Genomic DNA, 18,187 nt, shown 5'->3' on the forward strand with positions numbered 1-18,187 from the left:
TGAAAGCACGCGATGCATGCCGCGGCTCATTTTTCGCTGGCCGTCTATGATTCGGACATGACTGCTTCGTTGCCACCGCTTGTTCTCACCACAGTGCTGCTGCTGGTCGCTTACCTGCTTGGGTCGGTGTCGGGCAGCCTGGTGCTGGGCCGCATGCGTGGCGTGGACATCCGCATGCTGGGTAGTGGCAATGCCGGCGGCACCAATGCAATGCGCACCCAGGGCTGGAAGTTCGCGCTCGGCGTGGCGCTGATCGATGTCGGCAAGGGCATGCTGGCGACGTGGTTCGCGCAGCGCTGGGCACCACTCGGCGCGCCATTGAGCGTTACCACGCATGGCTACCTGGCCGCTGGGCTAGCCGTGGTCGGGCATGTGTGGCCACTCTGGCACGGCTTCCGCGGCGGCAAGGGCGCAGCAACCCTGATCGGTGGCCTGCTGGTGTTGTGGCCATGGTCGCTCCCGCTGCTGTTGCTGGTATGGGGCAGCGTATTGGTCACGACCGGCTATGTCGGCCTGTCGACCGTGCTTGCGATGGCGAGCCTGCCGCTTTGGGCTTGGTGGAGTGATGCCGGGCCGAACCGGATGTGGTTCGCCATTGCTGCCGCACTGTTTATCGCATTCACCCATCGCAGCAACTTGCAGCGGTTGCGCAATGGCAGTGAATCCCGGTTTGCGCGGGCGCGCCTGTTGTATCGCCTGCATCGCCGCGATCAGCAGTGAGCGCGGCATGAGCGATCACGCGCACCCACACGAGCGTCTGCTGTTGCAGCGCCTGGCAGATGGCACGGTCAGCGGCGACCTGCTGGCGCGCGAGGCCGGGCTAACCCGCGCCGCGGTCTGGAAGCGCATCGAAAGCCTGCGCGAAGCCGGCATTCCGATTATTGCGGTGTCGGGGCGTGGCTATCGACTCGAACAGCCGCTCGATCTGCTGGATGCCGATGCGATCCGCACGGCATTGCCGAACACCATCGCGCCGCAACTGGCATCGCTTGAGATCGGCTGGTCGCTGGATTCCACCAACAGCGAATTGCTGCGCCGTGAGTTGCCGGCGCGCGGCTGCGCGGTCCTGCTGGCCGAACGCCAGACCGGCGGCCGCGGACGGCGTGGGCGCAGTTGGGCCTCGCCGCTTGCGGCGCATGTCTACCTGTCGATCGGTCGCCGTTTCGAAGGCGGGCTGGCGCGGCTGGGCGGACTCAGCCTGGTCGCCGGCATTGCCGCCTGTGAAGCGCTGCGCGAACTCGGCCATGCCGATGTCGGATTGAAATGGCCGAATGACCTGGTGGTGGCCGATGGTCGCGGCCTGCGCAAGCTGGGCGGGCTGCTGGTGGAAGGCGGCGGCGAACATGCCGGCGCCGCACGGGCGGTGATCGGCCTGGGCGTGAACGTGCACATGCCGGCGGGAGTCGCGGTTGAGATCGACCAACCATGGATCGACATCGCCGCGCTATCGGATTCATCGCCGCCATCGCGCAATGTCGTGGTGGCGCGATTGCTGAAGCATCTGCTGCCGGCGCTGGCCCATTTCGATGCCGAAGGCCTGGCCGGATTCCTGCCGCGCTTCGCGGCGCTGGATGCGCTTGCCGGGCGCGATGTGCAGATATACGAGGGCACTCAAGTCTGGTCGGCCACGTCACTCGGCATCGCAGCCGATGGCGCGCTGCGCGTACGTGATAGCGATGGCCGCGAGCGCCAGGTGCATGCGGCCGACGTGAGCTTGCGCGCCGCATGAACGCGATGAAGACCTTCTTGTTTGATCTCGGCAACACCCGGCTGAAATTTGCCGAACTCGGCGTCGATAGCCGCCCGGGCGAGACCATCGCCACCGCACATGACGATGGCCAGGCATGGCTGGACGACCTGCCGTGCGGCAACGTGGCTTGCATTGCAAGCGTGGCATCGCCTTCGCGTCACGTGGCTTTGCTGGATGCATTGGCCACGCGCTTCACCCGCCTGCATGTGGTGCGCACGCAGCCAATACTGGGCTGCTTGCGGATTGCGTATCCGAATCCGCAGCATCTCGGCGTGGATCGGTTCCTGGTCTTGTTGGCAGCCGTCGATGTCGGCCCGGCGCTGCTGGTCGGTGTTGGCACCGCGCTGACCTGTGATTTGCTCGACGGTGATGGCCTGCATCGTGGCGGGCGCATCGCACCATCGCCGATGGTGATGCGCCAGGCCCTGCATGCGCGTGCGCCGGTGCTGCCGGAATGTGGTGGCCGCTACACCGAATTCGCCGACGATACCGACCACGCGCTGGCTTCGGGTTGCGAAGGCGCGGCGCTGGCGCTGGTCGAGCGCAGCCTGGCGGAAGCGCAGCGCCTGCTCGGCGTGCGTCCCATGCTGTGGCTGCACGGCGGTGGCGCAGATGCGTTGCGCACGCGCCTGCCGACGCACGAGTGGGTGCCCGATGCGGTCCTGCGCGGACTGGCGTGCTGGCATACCCACTGCATCGCATAAACTCGACAGATGATCCTGCGCGCCGCCATCGTGTTCCTGTTCGTGCTCAACCTGGGCGTTGCCGCCTGGTGGCTGAGTAGTGCCGGCCTGCGTGCGGCCACTTCCGCGCCGGTGGTCGATAGCAGCCAGCCGGGATTGCGCCTGGTCAACGAGCCGGTTGCGCCGCCTGTCCATGCTTCTTCGCCCGCGCCTGCAGCCATGCCTGCCGCTATATCCACGACCGCCGCTGAAAAGCCCGCGGCGCCACCTGTTCCCGTTGCCGCAACGGCGCTGTGCCTCAGCTTTGGTCCGTTCGCCGATGCCGCCGCACGCGATGCGGCGCGTCCCAAGCTGCAATTGCTGGCGCAAAAGCTTGTCGCGCGTGATTCCCAGGCCCGGTCGACGCGTGGCTGGCGAGTCTATATGCCGGCGCTGGTGACGCGCGAAGCGGCCCAGGCGCTGGTGGACAAGATCAAGGCCGCCGGTATCAACGACTGGTACATCATCGCCAACGGCAGCGAAGCCAACAGCATTGCGCTGGGCCGTTATGGCAGCCAGGAAAGCGCACGCAGGCGCCAGGCGCAACTGACCAGCAAGGGCTTCACTGCACGCGCAGAACCACTCGGCGACACCCCGCCGCAGTGGTGGCTGGATGCGCGTTTTGCGCCGGATGCCAGCCACGCAACACTGGCCGCGATCGCGTCCTCCAAGCCCCTTGACTGCGCTCGACTGCCCTGAATCGCGGCAAGCATCTGCGCGGCAGGCTAAAATCACCGCCGCGCCGCTTTAGCTCAGCAGGTAGAGCAACCGCCTTGTAAGCGGTAGGTCATCCGTTCGATTCGGATAAGCGGCACCACATTCGAGTTTCAGACTGTCTCACCCCGTCTCGTAAACCCCACGGAACCCGCCTAGATGGCGGGTTTCGTGTTTCAGGCCGTCCCATCCCGACCCATTGCATCCGGGGGCATCAAGGGGCATATTTGGGGGCACAGGGGCACTTCTGCTCCTTTTCAGAAGGAGATGCCCCCATGGTGGCGAGCGTTGGCAGTCTGACTGCGGTTGCGATCCGCAACGCCAAGCCAGGTGAGAAGCCCAAGCGTCTGTTCGATGGCGCCGGCATGTACTTGGAGGTCATGCCGAACGGTTCGCGCTACTGGCGGTTGAAGTACCGCTACGCCGGCAAGGAGAAGCGCCTGGCTCTAGGCGTGTTCCCGGAAGTGACCTTGGCCGACGCGCGCGGGCTCCGTGACAGTGCCCGTGAAGTGTTGCGCGCGGGACTGGATCCCGGGGCTGAGAAGAAGGCGACCAAGGTGCGCGCCGTGCTCAATGCGGCCACCACCTTCGAAGCCATTGCCCTTGAGTGGCTGGAGACCCAGCGCGCGAAGCTGGCCGCATCCACCTTCGAGAAGGCTCAATGGATGTTGGTCGACAACGTGTTCCCGTGGATGGGGGCATTGCCCATCGCCAAGATCGAGGCTCCCGAGGTGCTGGCTACCTTGCGGCGGATCGAGTCCCGGGGCGCGAACGAGACCGCTCACCGAACCCGGGAACGAATCGCCCAGGTGTTCCGGTATGCCATCGCCACCGGCCGAGCCAAGCACAACCCCGTCGGTGACCTGCGTGGTGCCCTGTCGCCCGTTGTCCGTACCTCGCGCGCTGCGATCACGGATCCAGCCAAGGTCGGTGACCTGCTGCGCGCGATCGACGGATACACCGGCCAATTCGTCACCTGCTGTGCGCTCAGGCTGGCGCCGCTGCTGTTTGTTCGTCCCGGCGAGCTCCGGAAGATGGAATGGGCGGAACTTGACCTAGACGCAGCCGAGTGGCGCATCCCGGCCGCCAAGATGAAGATGCGTGAAGAGCACATCGTGCCGCTGGCGCCTCAGGCCGTGGCCATCCTTCGCGACCTGGAACCGCTTACCGGTCCCGATCCTCGCCGGCCCACCCGACTCGCCCGCTACGCCTTCCCCAGCCTCCGTAGCGGCACCGAGCCCATGAGCGAGAACACGGTCAATGCAGCCCTGCGCCGCTTGGGCTTCGACAAGGTGACGATGACTGGGCACGGTTTCCGCGCGCTGGCCTCGACCAGATTGAACGAGTTGGGATGGGCTCCGGATGTCATCGAGCGCCAGCTCGCCCATGCAGAGCGCAATTCGGTTCGCGCGGCCTACAACCGAGCCCAGTACATGAAGGAGCGCCGGCAAATGATGGGCGCCTGGGCGGACTACCTGTACATGCTGAAATCTGACACCAACAAGGTGATTCCGATTCGGCGCAAAGCATCCGGCTAAGCCGGTAAAGCGGCGGTGCCGGGTGTCATCACCACCCGGCAGCGCCTTCCAATCACGTCTGTTAGGAGACGATCATGGCAAGTGAAATGGTATGGCTTTCGGTGACCACGGCTTGGAACTGACGCCAAGTGAGGATGTAGTCGAGATCGCGTGCGTTCCTGACACGGGCGGCTACGTGGTGCCGGCCTTCGTTCGCTGGATGGCAGAACGTGGCGGTCACATGCCGACCCGCTTACGCCGAATCAGGCGACCTGGTACACGGTTGAACCCCACCGCGTTCGCATACGTCGAGTTCGATTGCACGCAGTACGTGTGTTACTGGCTGGATAGCGGCCCAGTCTATGGAGACACGTGCAGTTGCTACGTGCGCAACGCCAAGGAGGCCGGCGACTCGTTGTTTGATGAGTTGACTGCCAAAGGGCGCGCCCGCATTGCTGCAGCGGTGGAGGTCAACCATGGCGACTGAAAATGTAGCATTGAAGCAAGCAACAATTGATATCGGGCGCATCTCTGCCCTGCTGGATGGTGTTCAGTGCATCGTCGATGGCTTCATCGAGTTCAGAGACATTACAGTGGCACGTCAGGCCTTTGTGGCTTCAACCACCATTGGCCAAGCATCCTCGGAACTATCGGAGATCGCACGTAAGCTCAACTTACAAGCGCGCGTCTCGGCGAGTGAAGAGGTGCAGGCATGAGTGCGGAACTAGATGATCAGGCCGTAGTCTCGTTGGATGCCTACCGAAGCACGCGTGCCTACATTGATCGCGAGCGGGCCACGCTGGACCAAGTCACGCTCGATCTCTATTGCGCGCTGCGTACCTGCTACTTGGTCATGTCCGACAGTCGCAGGAAGCTATGGCTGCCACCTCTGCAAATGCCTTTGCTCTAGACATCTGTCCCAGGTTTCCATGCAGGTTTCCATTGGAAACCTAAAAAAGGCCACAGAACGAATTGGTGTTTCATCCGCGCCTAGGCTGATCCCCGAAAAGCCGTCCACCCTGGCGGTCTGGCGCGGGCCTTCTCACAGGGGCGCGAGGGTGCGTGATGAGAGAGCTCTACAGATACTCGGAGGCATTACGAATTTACTTTGATGGTGACAGTGAATCGCTCCGCCAAGCGATTGAGTTTCGCGGCTTATGCCCGTTGGTAAGGTTCACTGGGCGTGGGATGTTGTTAGAAGATTCAGAGGGTGTGCCGCAAAAGGGGCGTACAAAATATGTGCGCTGGTTTGGCATAACCGCCGTCGACGCGACGCATGCTCTAGACGGCTATTTCTTTGTTAGCGGCGAAATTGCTTTGGGACTGATCAGGGATCAAGGCTTGTGGGAATCAGAAATCGTGTTGTACATCGACCCTGTTCGCGACGTTTGGAGTGGCTTTTACTGCAGGATTGAGAAAGACTTGATAACCAGCGATTTATGGTTCCTCGCGGCTGACCTAGACGCCGCTTCGCGCATGAAAGTGACGGATGAACCCGCAAAGCCAGCAAGGATTCGTGCCGACCGGGAAGAGAACTTGTTGCGCGTTATCGCCGGCTTGTGGGCGCTATCTGGCTTGCCTGCGGAACACAACACAACCGCCGACAAGCTTTCAGCATTGTTCGACTCTTGGGGATGGGACAGGCCTGCGAAGTCGAGCATGGCTGACACCATCCTGAGACACGCGGCAAAATTGTCCGGGGCAGTCATCCGAACTTCGGATTGATCCATCCGAAGTTCCGACACGGCATAGGCGCGGATCGCCAGCATAACTAGCAGTCCCGGAATGGTTCCGGGCATTGCAAGGAATGCCACGATGTCCCAAGCAACGAAACAAGCACCGATGCTGGCCGATGCCACAAGCGGCGATTCGCTACACCTGCAAAGCCTGCGCCTGCTGCGCCTGCCCGAAGTGAAGGCCCGCACGGGCTATTCACGGAGCGAGGTTTACCGCCGTATCGCTGCGGGTGACTTCCCGGCCCCGGTCAAGCTAGGCGAACGTGCAAGCGCATGGCCAGAGCATGAAATCAACGCATGGTGCCAAGCCCGCATTGCCGCTCGCGATGCAAAGGCGGCGACATGACCTGGCCCAATGAAAACGTCCTGACCCCGGCAAGTTTGGCGACCGACGGGAATCAGGACGAGGGAGCAAAGGCACAAGGCCTGTGCGAGGTGAAGGATAGCTCGCATGGATGCGTCCCGCTATACCTGGCCGTGGCTGCAATGGATGGTGCACGCGAACATCTAGACAGCTATGCATTGGCAACTGATGAACCCGCCTGTTGCGTAGTGGCTGCTGCTGACTTCCTGGATGCCGCGCGTGAGGTCATGACCCGGCCCCGTGATTGCCCGCGCTGGGATGGCTGTAGTTCGCCTGTATGCCCGTTGGCGGTCGACGGGCGCAGGTGCGGCCACATAGATGGCGAGCGCGTTTGCGGCCTTCTGTCGGAACTGGTGAAAGATGGCGGGGAATCCCGCCTAAGGGGGGTGATACCTGCCGCGCTGGTGGATACCTTGATAGAGACAGCGCCAAAGGTGGCGGCAAGGCTGTACCGCATCCGCAGGGTGCTTGAACGTGCATCCCGTAGTAGCTCTTGCATGGCAGCAGGGCAAAGGCTGTCGCGTTGTGCAGGGGGTGCTAACGAGGATGCCGAGCCTGCTGCTACCAATGCACCGGCACGGCATGGATGCCCAATAGGACTGTCCGTTCCTGAGCTACATGACCGCATGGCAATGGCGAGGGCATGACATGGCCCGGACGCGAGTAAAAACATTAGGCCGCAAGGATTCGGGCACGTTCCTGAAAATCCCGACTGTCGTCATTGATTCCCCGAATTTCCGCGCACTGTCGGCAAAGGCAAAGGCCCTGATTCTGGACATGGGAGCCGGGTACAACGGCCACAACAATGGCGACATCGCTGCGCCATATTCATGGATGAAGGAACGCGGGTGGCGGAGTAAAGACACCTTGCACCGGGCGCTATCGGAACTGCGATGGCGGGGGATGATCGAACAGACCCGGCAAGGCGGATTGGTAGGCGCAAGCTTGTACGCGTTCACTTGGCTGGCAATTGACCAATGCAAAGGCAAGCTGGACGTTTCGCCAACCCGAGTCGCTTCAGGAAAGTGGAACCGTGAACCGGACGCATTGGTAGCCAGAATAAAAATTGCCACCCCGACTATCGGGGCAAGCTACCCCGACCATCGGGCCAGTAGTGGTGAAAATATAGCCACGCTACCCCGACCACCGGGTCCATAAGCCTAAAAACAGGGCCGTTACTGCCCCGACCATCGGGCACCTTTAAGACTCTACCAAGCGTTGCAGGGGAATCAGGGGCAGCTAGTGGGTGTGCCAACCCCTGCTGTGAGGCGTCAAAGATCATCGCTGGTTTGCGGCTTGCTTGGCATCGCAGTTCTTGTAGTCCAAGAGCAAAGCGCGCGACTTAGACACTCGCTGCGAATTTTCTGAAACAGAGGAAATTAGGAATGAGACATCCAACTGCCAATCAAAGCCAGCGCGCGCGACGCAACAGTTTTGCAGCTAAGCGCGCGCGGGGCTGGTGATCTGTAGCGTGCACAGCAGGCTTGCCGGCGATGGTCGCCTCAAGCTGTGAGGCCTCTATTAGGCTGCAGATCGAGAGATGTCGAAATTAAGCACCCGCATCCAGCATGTGACATCTGACAAGAGGCTGTCATCTGAAGCTAGGTGTGAGCTACTGGGTGGGTTATATGCGACTCGAGACAAGCTGGCGCAGCGGACAACCGAGCGTGCCAAGAAGCGGAAATAAGCCTGATTGCAGCTCAACAAAACTTCACAAAACTTCACATTTCGCAACATTTCTGAGGTGATCCAATTGACTAGCATCGAGGGTTGTTGGCCTGTTGAGAGCACCTCAATGCATCACTCATAGTCAAAAATGGAAATTAACAATTCCGAACAATTCTGAACATTTTTGGCGCCTTCGACACCGCTCAGACCCACGAGAAGTGCGCTTCAGCCAGTGCTAGGCTTCGTACAAGGGATCGGGAGTGCCTCATGTTGCGGATGGTCTTCGTAGTCATTTGCCTTGCATTGCTTACAGCTTGTAGTGAGCGGGCGGTGACGGCACCCGTTGAGGCTGCTGTTCAACCTGCAGCAACGACAGAGGCGCCACATCACAAGCCAGAGCATCCATCGATCGATATGCCTATTAACAGAACGCCGGAGCCTGTGAGGCAGACGCTTCTAATTGAGGCGATCAACAAAGTGGCTCGGGAATACAAGGCGGACTGGATGCTGCAGCCCAATGAAGGCAGCTCATACCTGATTCAACAGATCGAGTCGATCCAGGCTCAGGGCAACCCTGACCTGACCTCCTACGAGCTTGTGAAGCAGGCATTCCAGAACACCCGGGAGGACTTCCTCAACCGTGCCGAGGTCGCTCGGACCAGTGCAGAGATCCTTTACCGTGGACAGGTCGAGTCGGCGCGCAATCGTGAAATCAGCCGCACGCTGCGCCAGCAAGAGCTCTCGACTCAAAGACAGCAGGCTGCGCAACAAGCGCTGTACCAAGCAGAATTGCAGGCGCAAGCACAGGCTGAGACGAGTTATGCCAATGCGGCCAGCGCGAGGCAATACGCGCAGCAGCAATATCAGAGCCAGGTACAGCAGCCGAGTGCAGCTAACCCCAGCCGATTCGATCCTGACAACGTCGGTTGGGATCCTCGGAAGGGTTACACCTCATTGCGATCTGGATCCAGAAAGAGATCCAGTAACGATGCAACCGTTCGGACACAGACGGGCCCGCAACGCTTCCAGGATCAATACGGGAACTGGTACGAACAACCACCCGGGTCAGGCTTCGCCCGGGATGAAAAGACAGGAAAGCAGTGCTTCATCAATGGGGCGTTCGTTCAATGCTAGAAGGTGCGAGACCCGTCACCCAAAGCCCATGAAAGCTGGGAAAAACTAACAAAACACAACATTTCGCAACATTTTTGGCTGCCCAAAGCCTAACAGTCAGGGTGAGCGGCTAGCGCGATGGGATGGATCCGGTACAACGAAACCGTTGGCCTCAGAGATACAATGGGCTCAAGGAGAAGCGCATGACATCCTCGATTCCGAGTACCAAGCCGGCAGAGTCAGCGACGCCGAATACAAGGCTGTCCGTGGCCGAGTGGACGAAGCTGCACCCGCAGACATACCCGGAAATGCCGCCCGAGATGGACTGGCGGGAGAAAGCAAGACTGGACATGGAGTGGGTGTTGAGCCATCCCGCACTGGACCGCCGGCCTATCTGGTAAGTCCCGAAACCCCGCCCACCGGCGAGGTTTGCTGTTCGGTATGGCTGCAAAGGGTGCCTTTAGCGAGCTCCTGCAATGTGCTGCTACTGGACCCGCAATAACTCACTCCACCTTGTCGTGTAAGCCGGCGACAGCGCTTTCAACCTAGGGCGCCACTGCGCGTCTTTGCCGCCCCTTCGTGGTTCACCTGGCCGCGCGCCGCCCACCCGCCAGCCTGTGGTGCCAACCCCCACGGTGCCGCGCCCGTACTTGGCGTTGATCTTGTCCATGACGTCCATGCCACGCTCCCGCCGAGAGTCCGGGGCGAAGAACATATCGGCATGACGTTGCTCGCTGCGGACCAAGTCCGTCAGGCCGATGCCACCACGCTTGAATCGCTGGTCGGGACGCATCATCGACTTGGCCAAGAACCGCACTGCCTGCAGCACTTCGCCGGTGTCCCGCGTCGGGAAAGGCAAGGGCACCGCGCGCGATACATGGAAGCCGTCACCCTTGTGCGGATTGCCATCGAGCCACACCCAAAGAGCGCCAGCGGCTAGGTCCCTTCCGCGCATCTTTTCGCAGGCCACGGTTGCGAAGGTGACGAGCGCGTCGAGAGGATCGGCGACATCACGGCCAAACATGCGTGAGACGACGATCTGTTTGCGGTCAGGCTCTTCCAGCTCCAAGTCGCCACATGGGATGCCACGCAACTCCTGCTGAGTGCGTGCCAGAACCACGCCATAGCGGGCACGAACGCTATCGGTGGGCAGAGACGCAAGGTCGGCCGCGGTCTGGACGCCTTCCTGGGCCAGGCGCTCCGTGTAGCGTCTTCCGACGCCCCAGACATCCTCGACTGGCAACTGATGGATGTTCTCTGGCGTCGCGTGGAATACGGCGAGGCGTCCAGCTTTGGCCGCGCGCTTGGATTGAGTCTTCGCCAACTTGTTGCCGGCCTTGGCCAGCGTGCGAGTCGCGCCAAGTCCCACGCAGCAGGGAATGCCGACCCACTGCAATATCCGCTCGCGCGCTTCCAGACAGATGGCTACGGGATCCTTCATTCCCTCGACATCGACGAAGTTCTCATCAATCGAGTAGACCTCCACCCTGGGGAACAGGTCCCGCAAAATACTGACGATCCTCGCCGACAAGTCGCCGTAGAGGGCGAAGTTGGCTGAGCGTACTTGGACCTGTTTGCGGATGGCGTCGGGCACTTGGAAAATTGGAGTGCCAATCTTCAATCCGAGAGCTTTGGCTTCGGGTGATAGAGCAATGCAGCAGCCGTCGCCGTTTCCCAGCACGACGGTGGGCTTACCGTGCAGTCTGGGATCGAACATGCGCTCACAGGACACGTAGAACGTGTTGCCGTCGATCAAACCGAAACGAGGCGGCTCCTGCACGATGCTCATAGGTGGAAGTGAACGTTGCTCCGGACCACTCCCCAGACATCCAGCTCGATGTCCTCGGGAACAATGATCGGTGGGAACCCGGCACTGGATGCCAGCACGATGCGGTTGCCCCGCACGTACAGCTTCTTGCACACGAACCCGCCCTCCCACAACACCACGACGGTATGGCCAGGGCGTGGATTGATCGAGCGATCGACGATCAGCAGGTCGCCGTCCTGGATGCCATAGTCGACCATTGAACCGCCACAGTCGGCCTGCACTAGGAAGGTGGCCGCCGGGTTTTTGATGAGTTTCTCGTTGAGGTCGAGCCGATCGTCTTCGCGAAAGAAGTCCTCCGCGGGCGATGGGAAGCCGCACGCGGCCTGCATGGCCAGCACGGGCAACGAGCGTTGAGTGAACGTCGACACCGGTCCCAACAGGGTTGGTGGGGGAGGTAGTGGGCGGCTGGAAACGGGGATGACATGCATGACGAGCGATCCTGATAGGCGCGCGACTCACACACTGAGACACGGGGTGAAGAGGCTACGCTTGGCTCAGTCGCCTCGCTATTAGTAATTCCCTGAACAGGGACGCAGGCAAGGTTCCACGCGCCGATGGCTTTTTGTTCCACAGCAGGCCCGTGTGACAATCGGATGCCAACTTGACTGATCCATTCGGGTCGCGACATGAGCCGGAAGCCGCCCTTGCATGAATGCTGTAGAGATTGAACAGGCACTGTCCGACCTAGCCGAACTGGAGTTCGCTGGAGCGGAGTTCCCATTCCAGTTCCTCGCCGCCTTCGGCAACAAAGCCACGACCATCGCGCGGCTACGCAAGGGCGACAGCAACACCTCCGACCTGCCGGGTGGCGTGCTGCAGCGCAACCACATCCACATCGTTGTGGCCGAACCCGGCAAGGTCAGCCAAACGCTCACCGCCCTGAAGGCAAGTCCGAAGACCGCCCAGGCCAAAGCCAAGTTCATCCTGGCCACGGATGGGACGACGCTGGAAGCGGAAGAACTGGCCACGGGCGATGCCATCGCGTGCGACTACCCGCAGTTCCCCGACCACTTCGGCTTTTTCCTGCCGCTGGCCGGCATCTCCACTATCAAGGAGATCAAGGACAACCCCATCGATGTCCGGGCCACTGGTCGCCTGAACAAGTTGTACATCGAGTTGCTGCGTGAGAACCCGGTGTGGTCCAAGGTCGAACGCCGTCCGGACATGAACCACTTCATGGCCCGCCTGGTGTTCTGCTTCTTCGCCGAGGACACCGACATCTTCCCTGGCACCAGCCTGTTCACCACCACCGTGGACCAGATGAGCGAGCGAGACGGCTCCAACGTCCACGAGGTGTTGGGAACCATCTTCCGCGCCATGAACACCAAGGCGGAAGATCGGGCAGCAGCCGGGATTCCACGCTGGGCGACCGAGTTCCCCTACGTCAACGGCGGACTGTTCTCCGGCAGCACCTCAGTGCCGAAGTTCATCCGCACAGCCAGGTCCTACCTGTACCAGGCAGGACAGCTCAACTGGAGGGAAATCAATCCCGACATCTTCGGGTCGATGATCCAGGCAGTGGCTGACGATGAAGAGCGCGGCGAGTTGGGCATGCACTACACCAGCGTGCCGAATATCTTGAAGGTGCTGAACCCGTTGTTCCTGGATGACCTGCGTGTGCAATTGGAAGCAGCGGGCGACAACAAGATTAAACTGTTGAACCTGCGCAAGCGGATGGCACACATCCGCGTGTTTGATCCGGCGTGCGGCTCAGGCAACTTCCTCGTCATCGCCTACAAGCAGATGCGGGAGATCGAATCCCAGATCAATCGCCTTCGATGCGAGGCCAACCTTGCATCCGAAATTCCGATCAACAACTTTCGGGGGATCGAGCTGCGCGATTTCCCCGCAGAAATTGCGCGCTTGGCGTTGATAATTGCGGAGTTCCAGTGCGATGTGCTGTATCGCGGCCAGCGAGAAGCCCTCAACGACGTATTGCCGCTGGACAGCGAGAACTGGATCACGTGTGGTAACGCCCTGCGTCTGGACTGGTTGGCGATATGTCCGCCAACAGGAACGGGTGTGAAGCTAGTAGGCGATGACTTGTTCAACACGCCACTGGACCAGTCTGAAATCGACTTCGAGAACGAGGGTGGAGAAACCTATATCTGTGGAAATCCGCCATATCTAGGAGCAAAGAAGAAAAGCAAACAACAATCAGATGACATGTCGGCTGTTGGTCTTGGCGATTGTCAGCTACTCGATTATGTGGCCGCATTTATTGTCAAAGGGCTTGACGTAATACATGCGACGAACACATCAATGGCATTTGTATCGACCAGTTCCATAAGTCAAGGCGAGCAGGTTTCACTACTGTGGCCTCGGATCTTTGCTAAGGCGGCAATATCCTTCGCTTATCGACCATTCAAGTGGTCAAACTCTGCCTCAAAAAATGCAGGTGTTTTCTGCACAATAATTGGCTTAGTTACAAACGAAAGCAAGAGCAAAAGACTATTTGATGGAGAAGTGGTAACGCAGTGCGAGAGTATTTCTCCCTATCTTATTCCAGGGCCAAAAATTTACTGCGAACCAAGTGATGCCCCGATTTCGCCTCTTTCGCAGATGAAGATGGGCAGCAATAGTGTGGACGGGAAGAGACTGGTTCTTGAATCTCAAACGGCAGAAGACATTGTCTCAAAGTACCCTAAGGCGTCCCAGTTCATTCGGATGTATGGAGGAACGAAAGAGTTGGTCTCTGGAGTGCCACGGCGCTGCCTCTGGATCAGTAATGAAGACGTTGATTTGGCCAAAAGTATTCCGCCAATTAGAAAGGCCATCGATGACTGCCATGCCTATCGACTTGGCGCGGGGCGGGACGCACGCAAGGCAGCGACTCGCCCGCATGCTTTTTGCTACTCGACTTATGAAGAGCGAGACTTCATCCAAGTTGGAAACACCATTGGCAGTGCTCTTGCATACGTTCCGGCGGATATCAAGCGCTATGGATACGTATCAAATCACAATGCATTTGTTGTGTACGGTGCGCCGCTACTCGAGTTCGCGATAGTCGTTTCATCCACACACAAAATTTGGGCTGAAACGATCGCTGGTCGGCTTGGTGATGGCATTCGGTACGGGAATACCGTCGTATACAACACATTTCCCATTCCACCATTGACCGACCAGAACAAGGCCGACTTGACTGCTTGCGCCCAGGAAATCCTACTCGCCAGAGAAACCCATTTTCCGGCCACCATTGCCGATCTCTACGATCCAGAAACCATGCCGTCCGATCTACGGCGAGCGCACGAGAAGAACGATGAAGTGCTGGAACGCATCTACATCGGCCGTAAGTTCAAGAACGACACCGAGCGGCTAGAAAAGCTGTTCGATCTCTACACCAAGATGACGGCGGGCCAAGCCAAGCCGAAAAAGGGGAAGGCGAAATGACATCGGATGGCAAGCCGACCGACACGAAGGTAGTTCCATCGGTCTCTATTGCGACGGCGCGCACAGGCGCCTCGAGCAAGGTCAATGCCCTGGGCATGCGACCCATGCAAGAGCGCGCCTATGCCAAGCGGGGCGAGCAATACCTGCTAATCAAGTCGCCGCCCGCCTCTGGCAAGTCGCGCGCCTTGATGTTCATTGCGCTGGACAAGCTGCAGAACCAAGGCTTGAAGCAAGCCATTATCGTGGTGCCTGAGAAATCAATCGGGAGCAGCTTCGCCGACGAAGAATTGACCAAGCACGGATTCTGGGCGGACTGGAAGGTTCAGCCGCAATGGAACCTGTGCAATGCACCGGGCGATGATGAGGTCAAAGTCGACAAGAGCAAAGTGCGGGCCGTTGGTCGCTTCCTGGAAGGTGAAGACAAGGTCTTGGTCTGCACGCACGCCACGTTCCGCTTCGCAGTCGAGGAATACGGCATCGCAGCATTCAATGATCGCTTGATTGCAGTCGATGAGTTCCACCATGTCAGCAGCAATCCGGACAACGTGCTGGGCAGCCAGCTCACGCAACTGATCGCTGCCGGCAAGACCCACCTTGTGGCCATGACCGGCTCCTACTTTCGTGGCGATGCTGCCGCTGTTCTGGCGCCACACGACGAAAACCGCTTTGAGACGGTGACGTACACCTACTACGAGCAGTTGAACGGCTACACCTACCTGAAATCGCTGGAAATTGGCTACTTCTTCTACACAGGCCGCTATCTGGATGCGATCACCAAGGTCCTGGACCCGGCACTAAAAACCATCGTCCACATCCCGAACGTCAACTCGCGTGAGAGCCTGCAGGACAAGTACAAGGAAGTCGAAGAGGTCATGGAGGCACTGGGCACCTGGAAAGGTGTCGATGCCGCCACAGGTTTCCACCTGATTGAGCGTGCCGATGGCTCCCTCCTGAAGGTGGCTGATCTGGTGGACGACAGCGACGCGACCAAACGCGCCAAAGTGCTGAACTCCCTCAAAGATCCGGCGCAGAAACACAACCGCGACCACGTGGACATCATCATCGCGCTCGGTATGGCCAAAGAAGGGTTCGATTGGATCTGGTGCGAACACGCACTGACCATCGGCTACCGCAGCAGCCTGACCGAAATCGTACAGATCATTGGCCGGGCCACCCGCGATGCACCGGGCAAAGAGCGTTCGAGGTTTACGAATCTGATAGCGGAGCCGGCTGCAGGAGAAGCGGAAGTCGTGGCCGCCGTAAACGACACGTTGAAGGCGATTGCTGCAAGCCTGTTGATGGAACAAGTATTGGCGCCGCGCTTCGAGTTCACACCAAAGAACCAAGGCAAGTTGGACGGGTTTGAGTACGAGGGCGGCTACAACGAAGGCGGCACCAATCTCGGTGTCAACGCGGCAACCGGACAGGTCCATGTCGAGATTGGCGGGTTGGCCATGCCGGATACGCAGGAAGCCAAGCGGATCTGCAAGGAAGACCTCAACGAGGTCATCACCGCATTCGTCCAGGACAAGACCGCGCTGGAGCAAGGCCTGTTCAACGATCACACCCTGCCGGAGGAGCTGACCCAGGTCCAGATGGGCAAGATCGTGCGAGATCGCTATCCGGAGTTGAGCGAATCCGACCAAGAAGCTATCCGCCAACACGCCGTCGCTGCCCTCAACATCACCCAGCAGGCCAAGCAGGCCTTGGCGGTCGCTGAGGAAAAAGGCGAGTACAGCAATACTTCACTCATCGACGGCGTGCGCAAATTCATCAATGTCCGCGATCTGGACATCGACCTGATCGACCGGATTAATCCGTTCGATGCGGCCTACTCGGTTCTGGCAAAAGCGATGGACGAGAAGGTGTTGCGCCAAGTGCAGGCCAGTATTTCGGCCAAGCGGGTGAATATTTCGAAAGAAGATGCGCGTGAACTTGCGAAGCGCGCACTTGAGTTCAAGACGGAAAAGGGCCGCTTGCCAGATATCAACTCGGCGGATGCTTGGGAGAAGCGAATGGCTGAAGGCGTGGCAGCATTGGCCAAGTACCGTGCCGACGAAAAGGCCAAAGAGGCCAGCGTCAATGGCTGACACAGATGACGACGATCTGCTGGCAGCACTGGGGGTCGAAGCTGCACCCAGCAAGGCCAGCAGTCACACGGCGCTGCAGGAGCGGCTGATTGCCGGCTTCGAGGACATCCTGCGTTTCGTGGACGCCAATGGGCGGGCACCGCAACACGGTGAAGACCTCGATATCTTCGAGCGGCTTTATGCCGTTCGCTTGGATCGATTGAAAGGAATGCCTGAAGCGCGAGAGTTGTTGGCCAGCATGGACATGGCAGGATTGCTCAACGGAGCGATTCCTGCTTCGACTATCCGGGTGGACGAGCTAGACGACGAGGCTCTGCTGGCTGAGTTGGGAGCCGAAGCACCCGCCGGCGAAGATGACATTACCCAATTGCGCCACGTCGCGACCTATGCAGACCGCAAGGCCGCCGAGGAAATTGCGAACCGCGCGCGGTGCCTGGACTTCGATACGTTCCAGCCGAAGTTCGAGGGTGTGGAGAATGATCTCAGTTCCGGACTGCGCAAGACTTTGCGATTCGGACGTGACGCCAGTGTGCTTCAAGGCAACTTCTTCATCCTTGGCGGTCAGATGGCTTACGTCGCCGAGGTGGGCGAAACCATCCGGGCGCCGAATGGAGAAGCGGACGCCCGCATGCGAGTTGTCTACTCCAACGGGACGGAGAGCAACCTCCTGCAGCGATCGTTGCAACGGGCGCTCTATAAGGACGTGACGGGCCGGCGCATCACCGATGTCAGCAATGGTCCGCTGTTCGGCGACACCATGGAGCCAGACGACATCGAAAGCGGGACCATCTACGTCCTGCAAAGCCAGTCAGACCATCCCTACGTGGCGGAACATCGCGAGTTGATCCACAAGATCGGCGTCACAGGCATGAAGGTGGAAACCCGGATTGCTGGTGCGAAAGACGACGCAACGTACCTGCTCGCGGGTGTGACTATCGTGGCCACCTACAAGCTCGCGCACATCAACCGAACCAAGCTGGAAAATTTGTTCCACAAGATTTTCGCTCCCGCGCAACTCGACCTAACAATCGAGGATCGGTTCGGAAAACCTGTAAAGCCGCGAGAGTGGTTCTTGGTCCCGCTGCAAGTCATTGACGAGGCTGTAGAGCGCATGCGTGATGGTTCAGTTACGAAGTACGTCTACGATCCGAAATCTGCGCGGCTGGTGCCGGCCAAGGCATGACCTGAGTGCTACTCCGCTGAATGTTGGACGTCCTACGACGGCTAGATAAAAACGTTAGACGCCGACATTGCAATGAGATCGGATCATGCTCGCCGTCATCCGCCTGGTAACA

17 protein-coding genes and 1 tRNA gene are annotated in these 18,187 nt (G+C 59.6%); 16 read left to right on the forward strand and 2 right to left on the reverse strand.

Annotation, left to right across the window (positions count from 1 at the left end):
- Positions 1 to 57: 57 nt before the first annotated feature.
- From plsY to PSV05_RS13365, 13 genes are all read left to right on the forward strand, one after another.
- Positions 58 to 720 (forward strand): glycerol-3-phosphate 1-O-acyltransferase PlsY, encoded by a 663-nt coding sequence (gene plsY / locus PSV05_RS13305; protein WP_300066035.1) that lies wholly within the window; start codon positions 58 to 60, stop codon positions 718 to 720.
- Positions 721 to 727: 7 nt separating this feature from the next.
- On the forward strand, positions 728 to 1,729 hold the full coding sequence (birA, locus tag PSV05_RS13310) for a bifunctional biotin--[acetyl-CoA-carboxylase] ligase/biotin operon repressor BirA (RefSeq protein ID WP_300066038.1): 1,002 nt from the start codon (positions 728 to 730) through the stop codon (positions 1,727 to 1,729).
- A 5-nt stretch (positions 1,730 to 1,734) separates the two neighbouring features.
- On the forward strand, positions 1,735 to 2,454 hold the full coding sequence (locus tag PSV05_RS13315) for a type III pantothenate kinase (RefSeq protein ID WP_300066041.1): 720 nt from the start codon (positions 1,735 to 1,737) through the stop codon (positions 2,452 to 2,454).
- Between the two features lie 9 nt (positions 2,455 to 2,463).
- Positions 2,464 to 3,171 carry an SPOR domain-containing protein gene (locus PSV05_RS13320; RefSeq protein ID WP_300066044.1) on the forward strand — a complete coding sequence of 236 codons (708 nt, stop codon included), beginning with the start codon at positions 2,464 to 2,466 and terminating at the stop codon, positions 3,169 to 3,171.
- Between the two features lie 42 nt (positions 3,172 to 3,213).
- Positions 3,214 to 3,289 (forward strand) — tRNA-Thr (locus PSV05_RS13325).
- Positions 3,290 to 3,461: 172 nt separating this feature from the next.
- Positions 3,462 to 4,724 carry an integrase arm-type DNA-binding domain-containing protein gene (locus PSV05_RS13330; RefSeq protein WP_300066047.1) on the forward strand — a complete coding sequence of 421 codons (1,263 nt, stop codon included), beginning with the start codon at positions 3,462 to 3,464 and terminating at the stop codon, positions 4,722 to 4,724.
- 455 nt (positions 4,725 to 5,179) lie between these two features.
- Positions 5,180 to 5,419: a hypothetical protein gene (locus PSV05_RS13335; protein ID WP_300066050.1), complete on the forward strand. Its 240-nt coding sequence runs from the start codon at positions 5,180 to 5,182 to the stop codon at positions 5,417 to 5,419.
- Positions 5,416 to 5,613 (forward strand): hypothetical protein, encoded by a 198-nt coding sequence (locus tag PSV05_RS13340; RefSeq protein ID WP_300066053.1) that lies wholly within the window; start codon positions 5,416 to 5,418, stop codon positions 5,611 to 5,613. The genes PSV05_RS13335 and PSV05_RS13340 overlap by 4 nt, the downstream gene beginning before the upstream one ends.
- Before the next feature lie 278 nt (positions 5,614 to 5,891).
- Entirely contained in the window at positions 5,892 to 6,428 is a 537-nt protein-coding gene (locus PSV05_RS13345; RefSeq protein ID WP_300066056.1) for a hypothetical protein, read from the forward strand.
- Positions 6,429 to 6,518: 90 nt separating this feature from the next.
- Positions 6,519 to 6,785 carry an AlpA family transcriptional regulator gene (locus PSV05_RS13350; RefSeq protein WP_300066059.1) on the forward strand — a complete coding sequence of 89 codons (267 nt, stop codon included), beginning with the start codon at positions 6,519 to 6,521 and terminating at the stop codon, positions 6,783 to 6,785.
- A 636-nt stretch (positions 6,786 to 7,421) separates the two neighbouring features.
- A complete protein-coding gene (locus PSV05_RS13355) occupies positions 7,422 to 7,961 on the forward strand; it encodes a hypothetical protein (RefSeq protein ID WP_300066062.1) in 540 nt (179 codons plus the stop codon).
- 777 nt (positions 7,962 to 8,738) lie between these two features.
- The gene (locus PSV05_RS13360; RefSeq protein ID WP_300066065.1) at positions 8,739 to 9,605 is read left to right on the forward strand and encodes a hypothetical protein; all 867 of its coding nucleotides are present in this window, start codon (positions 8,739 to 8,741) and stop codon (positions 9,603 to 9,605) included.
- 182 nt (positions 9,606 to 9,787) lie between these two features.
- Positions 9,788 to 9,985, forward strand: coding sequence for a hypothetical protein (locus PSV05_RS13365; protein WP_300066068.1), 198 nt, complete (start codon positions 9,788 to 9,790; stop codon positions 9,983 to 9,985).
- A gap of 83 nt (positions 9,986 to 10,068) precedes the next feature.
- Here PSV05_RS13365 and PSV05_RS13370 read toward each other — a convergent pair whose 3' ends face one another.
- Both PSV05_RS13370 and umuD read right to left on the reverse strand, forming a co-directional pair.
- Positions 10,069 to 11,373 (reverse strand): Y-family DNA polymerase, encoded by a 1,305-nt coding sequence (locus tag PSV05_RS13370; RefSeq protein WP_300066069.1) that lies wholly within the window; start codon positions 11,371 to 11,373, stop codon positions 10,069 to 10,071.
- The gene (gene umuD / locus PSV05_RS13375) at positions 11,370 to 11,840 is read right to left on the reverse strand and encodes a translesion error-prone DNA polymerase V autoproteolytic subunit (protein WP_300066071.1); all 471 of its coding nucleotides are present in this window, start codon (positions 11,838 to 11,840) and stop codon (positions 11,370 to 11,372) included. Before umuD ends, PSV05_RS13370 begins: the two co-directional genes overlap by 4 nt.
- A 220-nt stretch (positions 11,841 to 12,060) precedes the next feature.
- On the opposite strand from umuD, the gene PSV05_RS13380 reads away from it, so the two are divergent.
- Genes PSV05_RS13380 through PSV05_RS13395 form a run of 3 tightly spaced genes read left to right on the forward strand, consistent with a single transcriptional unit; the run spans position 12,061 to position 18,075 of the window.
- The gene (locus PSV05_RS13380; protein WP_300066074.1) at positions 12,061 to 14,802 is read left to right on the forward strand and encodes a DNA methyltransferase; all 2,742 of its coding nucleotides are present in this window, start codon (positions 12,061 to 12,063) and stop codon (positions 14,800 to 14,802) included.
- Complete coding sequence (locus PSV05_RS13390; protein WP_345782263.1) at positions 14,799 to 16,892, forward strand: DEAD/DEAH box helicase; 2,094 nt, start codon at positions 14,799 to 14,801, stop codon at positions 16,890 to 16,892. The genes PSV05_RS13380 and PSV05_RS13390 overlap by 4 nt, the downstream gene beginning before the upstream one ends.
- Positions 16,885 to 18,075 (forward strand): GIY-YIG nuclease family protein, encoded by a 1,191-nt coding sequence (locus PSV05_RS13395; RefSeq protein WP_300066083.1) that lies wholly within the window; start codon positions 16,885 to 16,887, stop codon positions 18,073 to 18,075. The genes PSV05_RS13390 and PSV05_RS13395 overlap by 8 nt, the downstream gene beginning before the upstream one ends.
- The last annotated feature ends 112 nt before the right edge of the window (positions 18,076 to 18,187 follow it).

Origin of the sequence: Thermomonas sp. (assembly GCF_029945965.1) — a bacterium.
Classification (GTDB): domain Bacteria; phylum Pseudomonadota; class Gammaproteobacteria; order Xanthomonadales; family Xanthomonadaceae; genus Thermomonas.

Bases quoted from the DNA above. Each gene is read 5' to 3' on its own strand.
- plsY (WP_300066035.1), top strand. From the start codon at position 58: ATGACTGCTTCGTTGCCACCGCTTGTTCTCACCACAGTGCTGCTGCTG.
- birA (WP_300066038.1), top strand. From the start codon at position 728: ATGAGCGATCACGCGCACCCACACGAGCGTCTGCTGTTGCAGCGCCTG.
- PSV05_RS13315 (WP_300066041.1), top strand. From the start codon at position 1,735: ATGAAGACCTTCTTGTTTGATCTCGGCAACACCCGGCTGAAATTTGCC.
- PSV05_RS13320 (WP_300066044.1), top strand. From the start codon at position 2,464: ATGATCCTGCGCGCCGCCATCGTGTTCCTGTTCGTGCTCAACCTGGGC.
- PSV05_RS13330 (WP_300066047.1), top strand. From the start codon at position 3,462: ATGGTGGCGAGCGTTGGCAGTCTGACTGCGGTTGCGATCCGCAACGCC.
- PSV05_RS13335 (WP_300066050.1), top strand. From the start codon at position 5,180: ATGGCGACTGAAAATGTAGCATTGAAGCAAGCAACAATTGATATCGGG.
- PSV05_RS13340 (WP_300066053.1), top strand. From the start codon at position 5,416: ATGAGTGCGGAACTAGATGATCAGGCCGTAGTCTCGTTGGATGCCTAC.
- PSV05_RS13345 (WP_300066056.1), top strand. From the start codon at position 5,892: ATGTTGTTAGAAGATTCAGAGGGTGTGCCGCAAAAGGGGCGTACAAAA.
- PSV05_RS13350 (WP_300066059.1), top strand. From the start codon at position 6,519: ATGTCCCAAGCAACGAAACAAGCACCGATGCTGGCCGATGCCACAAGC.
- PSV05_RS13355 (WP_300066062.1), top strand. From the start codon at position 7,422: ATGACCGCATGGCAATGGCGAGGGCATGACATGGCCCGGACGCGAGTA.
- PSV05_RS13360 (WP_300066065.1), top strand. From the start codon at position 8,739: ATGTTGCGGATGGTCTTCGTAGTCATTTGCCTTGCATTGCTTACAGCT.
- PSV05_RS13365 (WP_300066068.1), top strand. From the start codon at position 9,788: ATGACATCCTCGATTCCGAGTACCAAGCCGGCAGAGTCAGCGACGCCG.
- PSV05_RS13370 (WP_300066069.1), bottom strand. From the start codon at position 11,373: ATGAGCATCGTGCAGGAGCCGCCTCGTTTCGGTTTGATCGACGGCAAC.
- umuD (WP_300066071.1), bottom strand. From the start codon at position 11,840: ATGCATGTCATCCCCGTTTCCAGCCGCCCACTACCTCCCCCACCAACC.
- PSV05_RS13380 (WP_300066074.1), top strand. From the start codon at position 12,061: ATGAATGCTGTAGAGATTGAACAGGCACTGTCCGACCTAGCCGAACTG.
- PSV05_RS13390 (WP_345782263.1), top strand. From the start codon at position 14,799: ATGACATCGGATGGCAAGCCGACCGACACGAAGGTAGTTCCATCGGTC.
- PSV05_RS13395 (WP_300066083.1), top strand. From the start codon at position 16,885: ATGGCTGACACAGATGACGACGATCTGCTGGCAGCACTGGGGGTCGAA.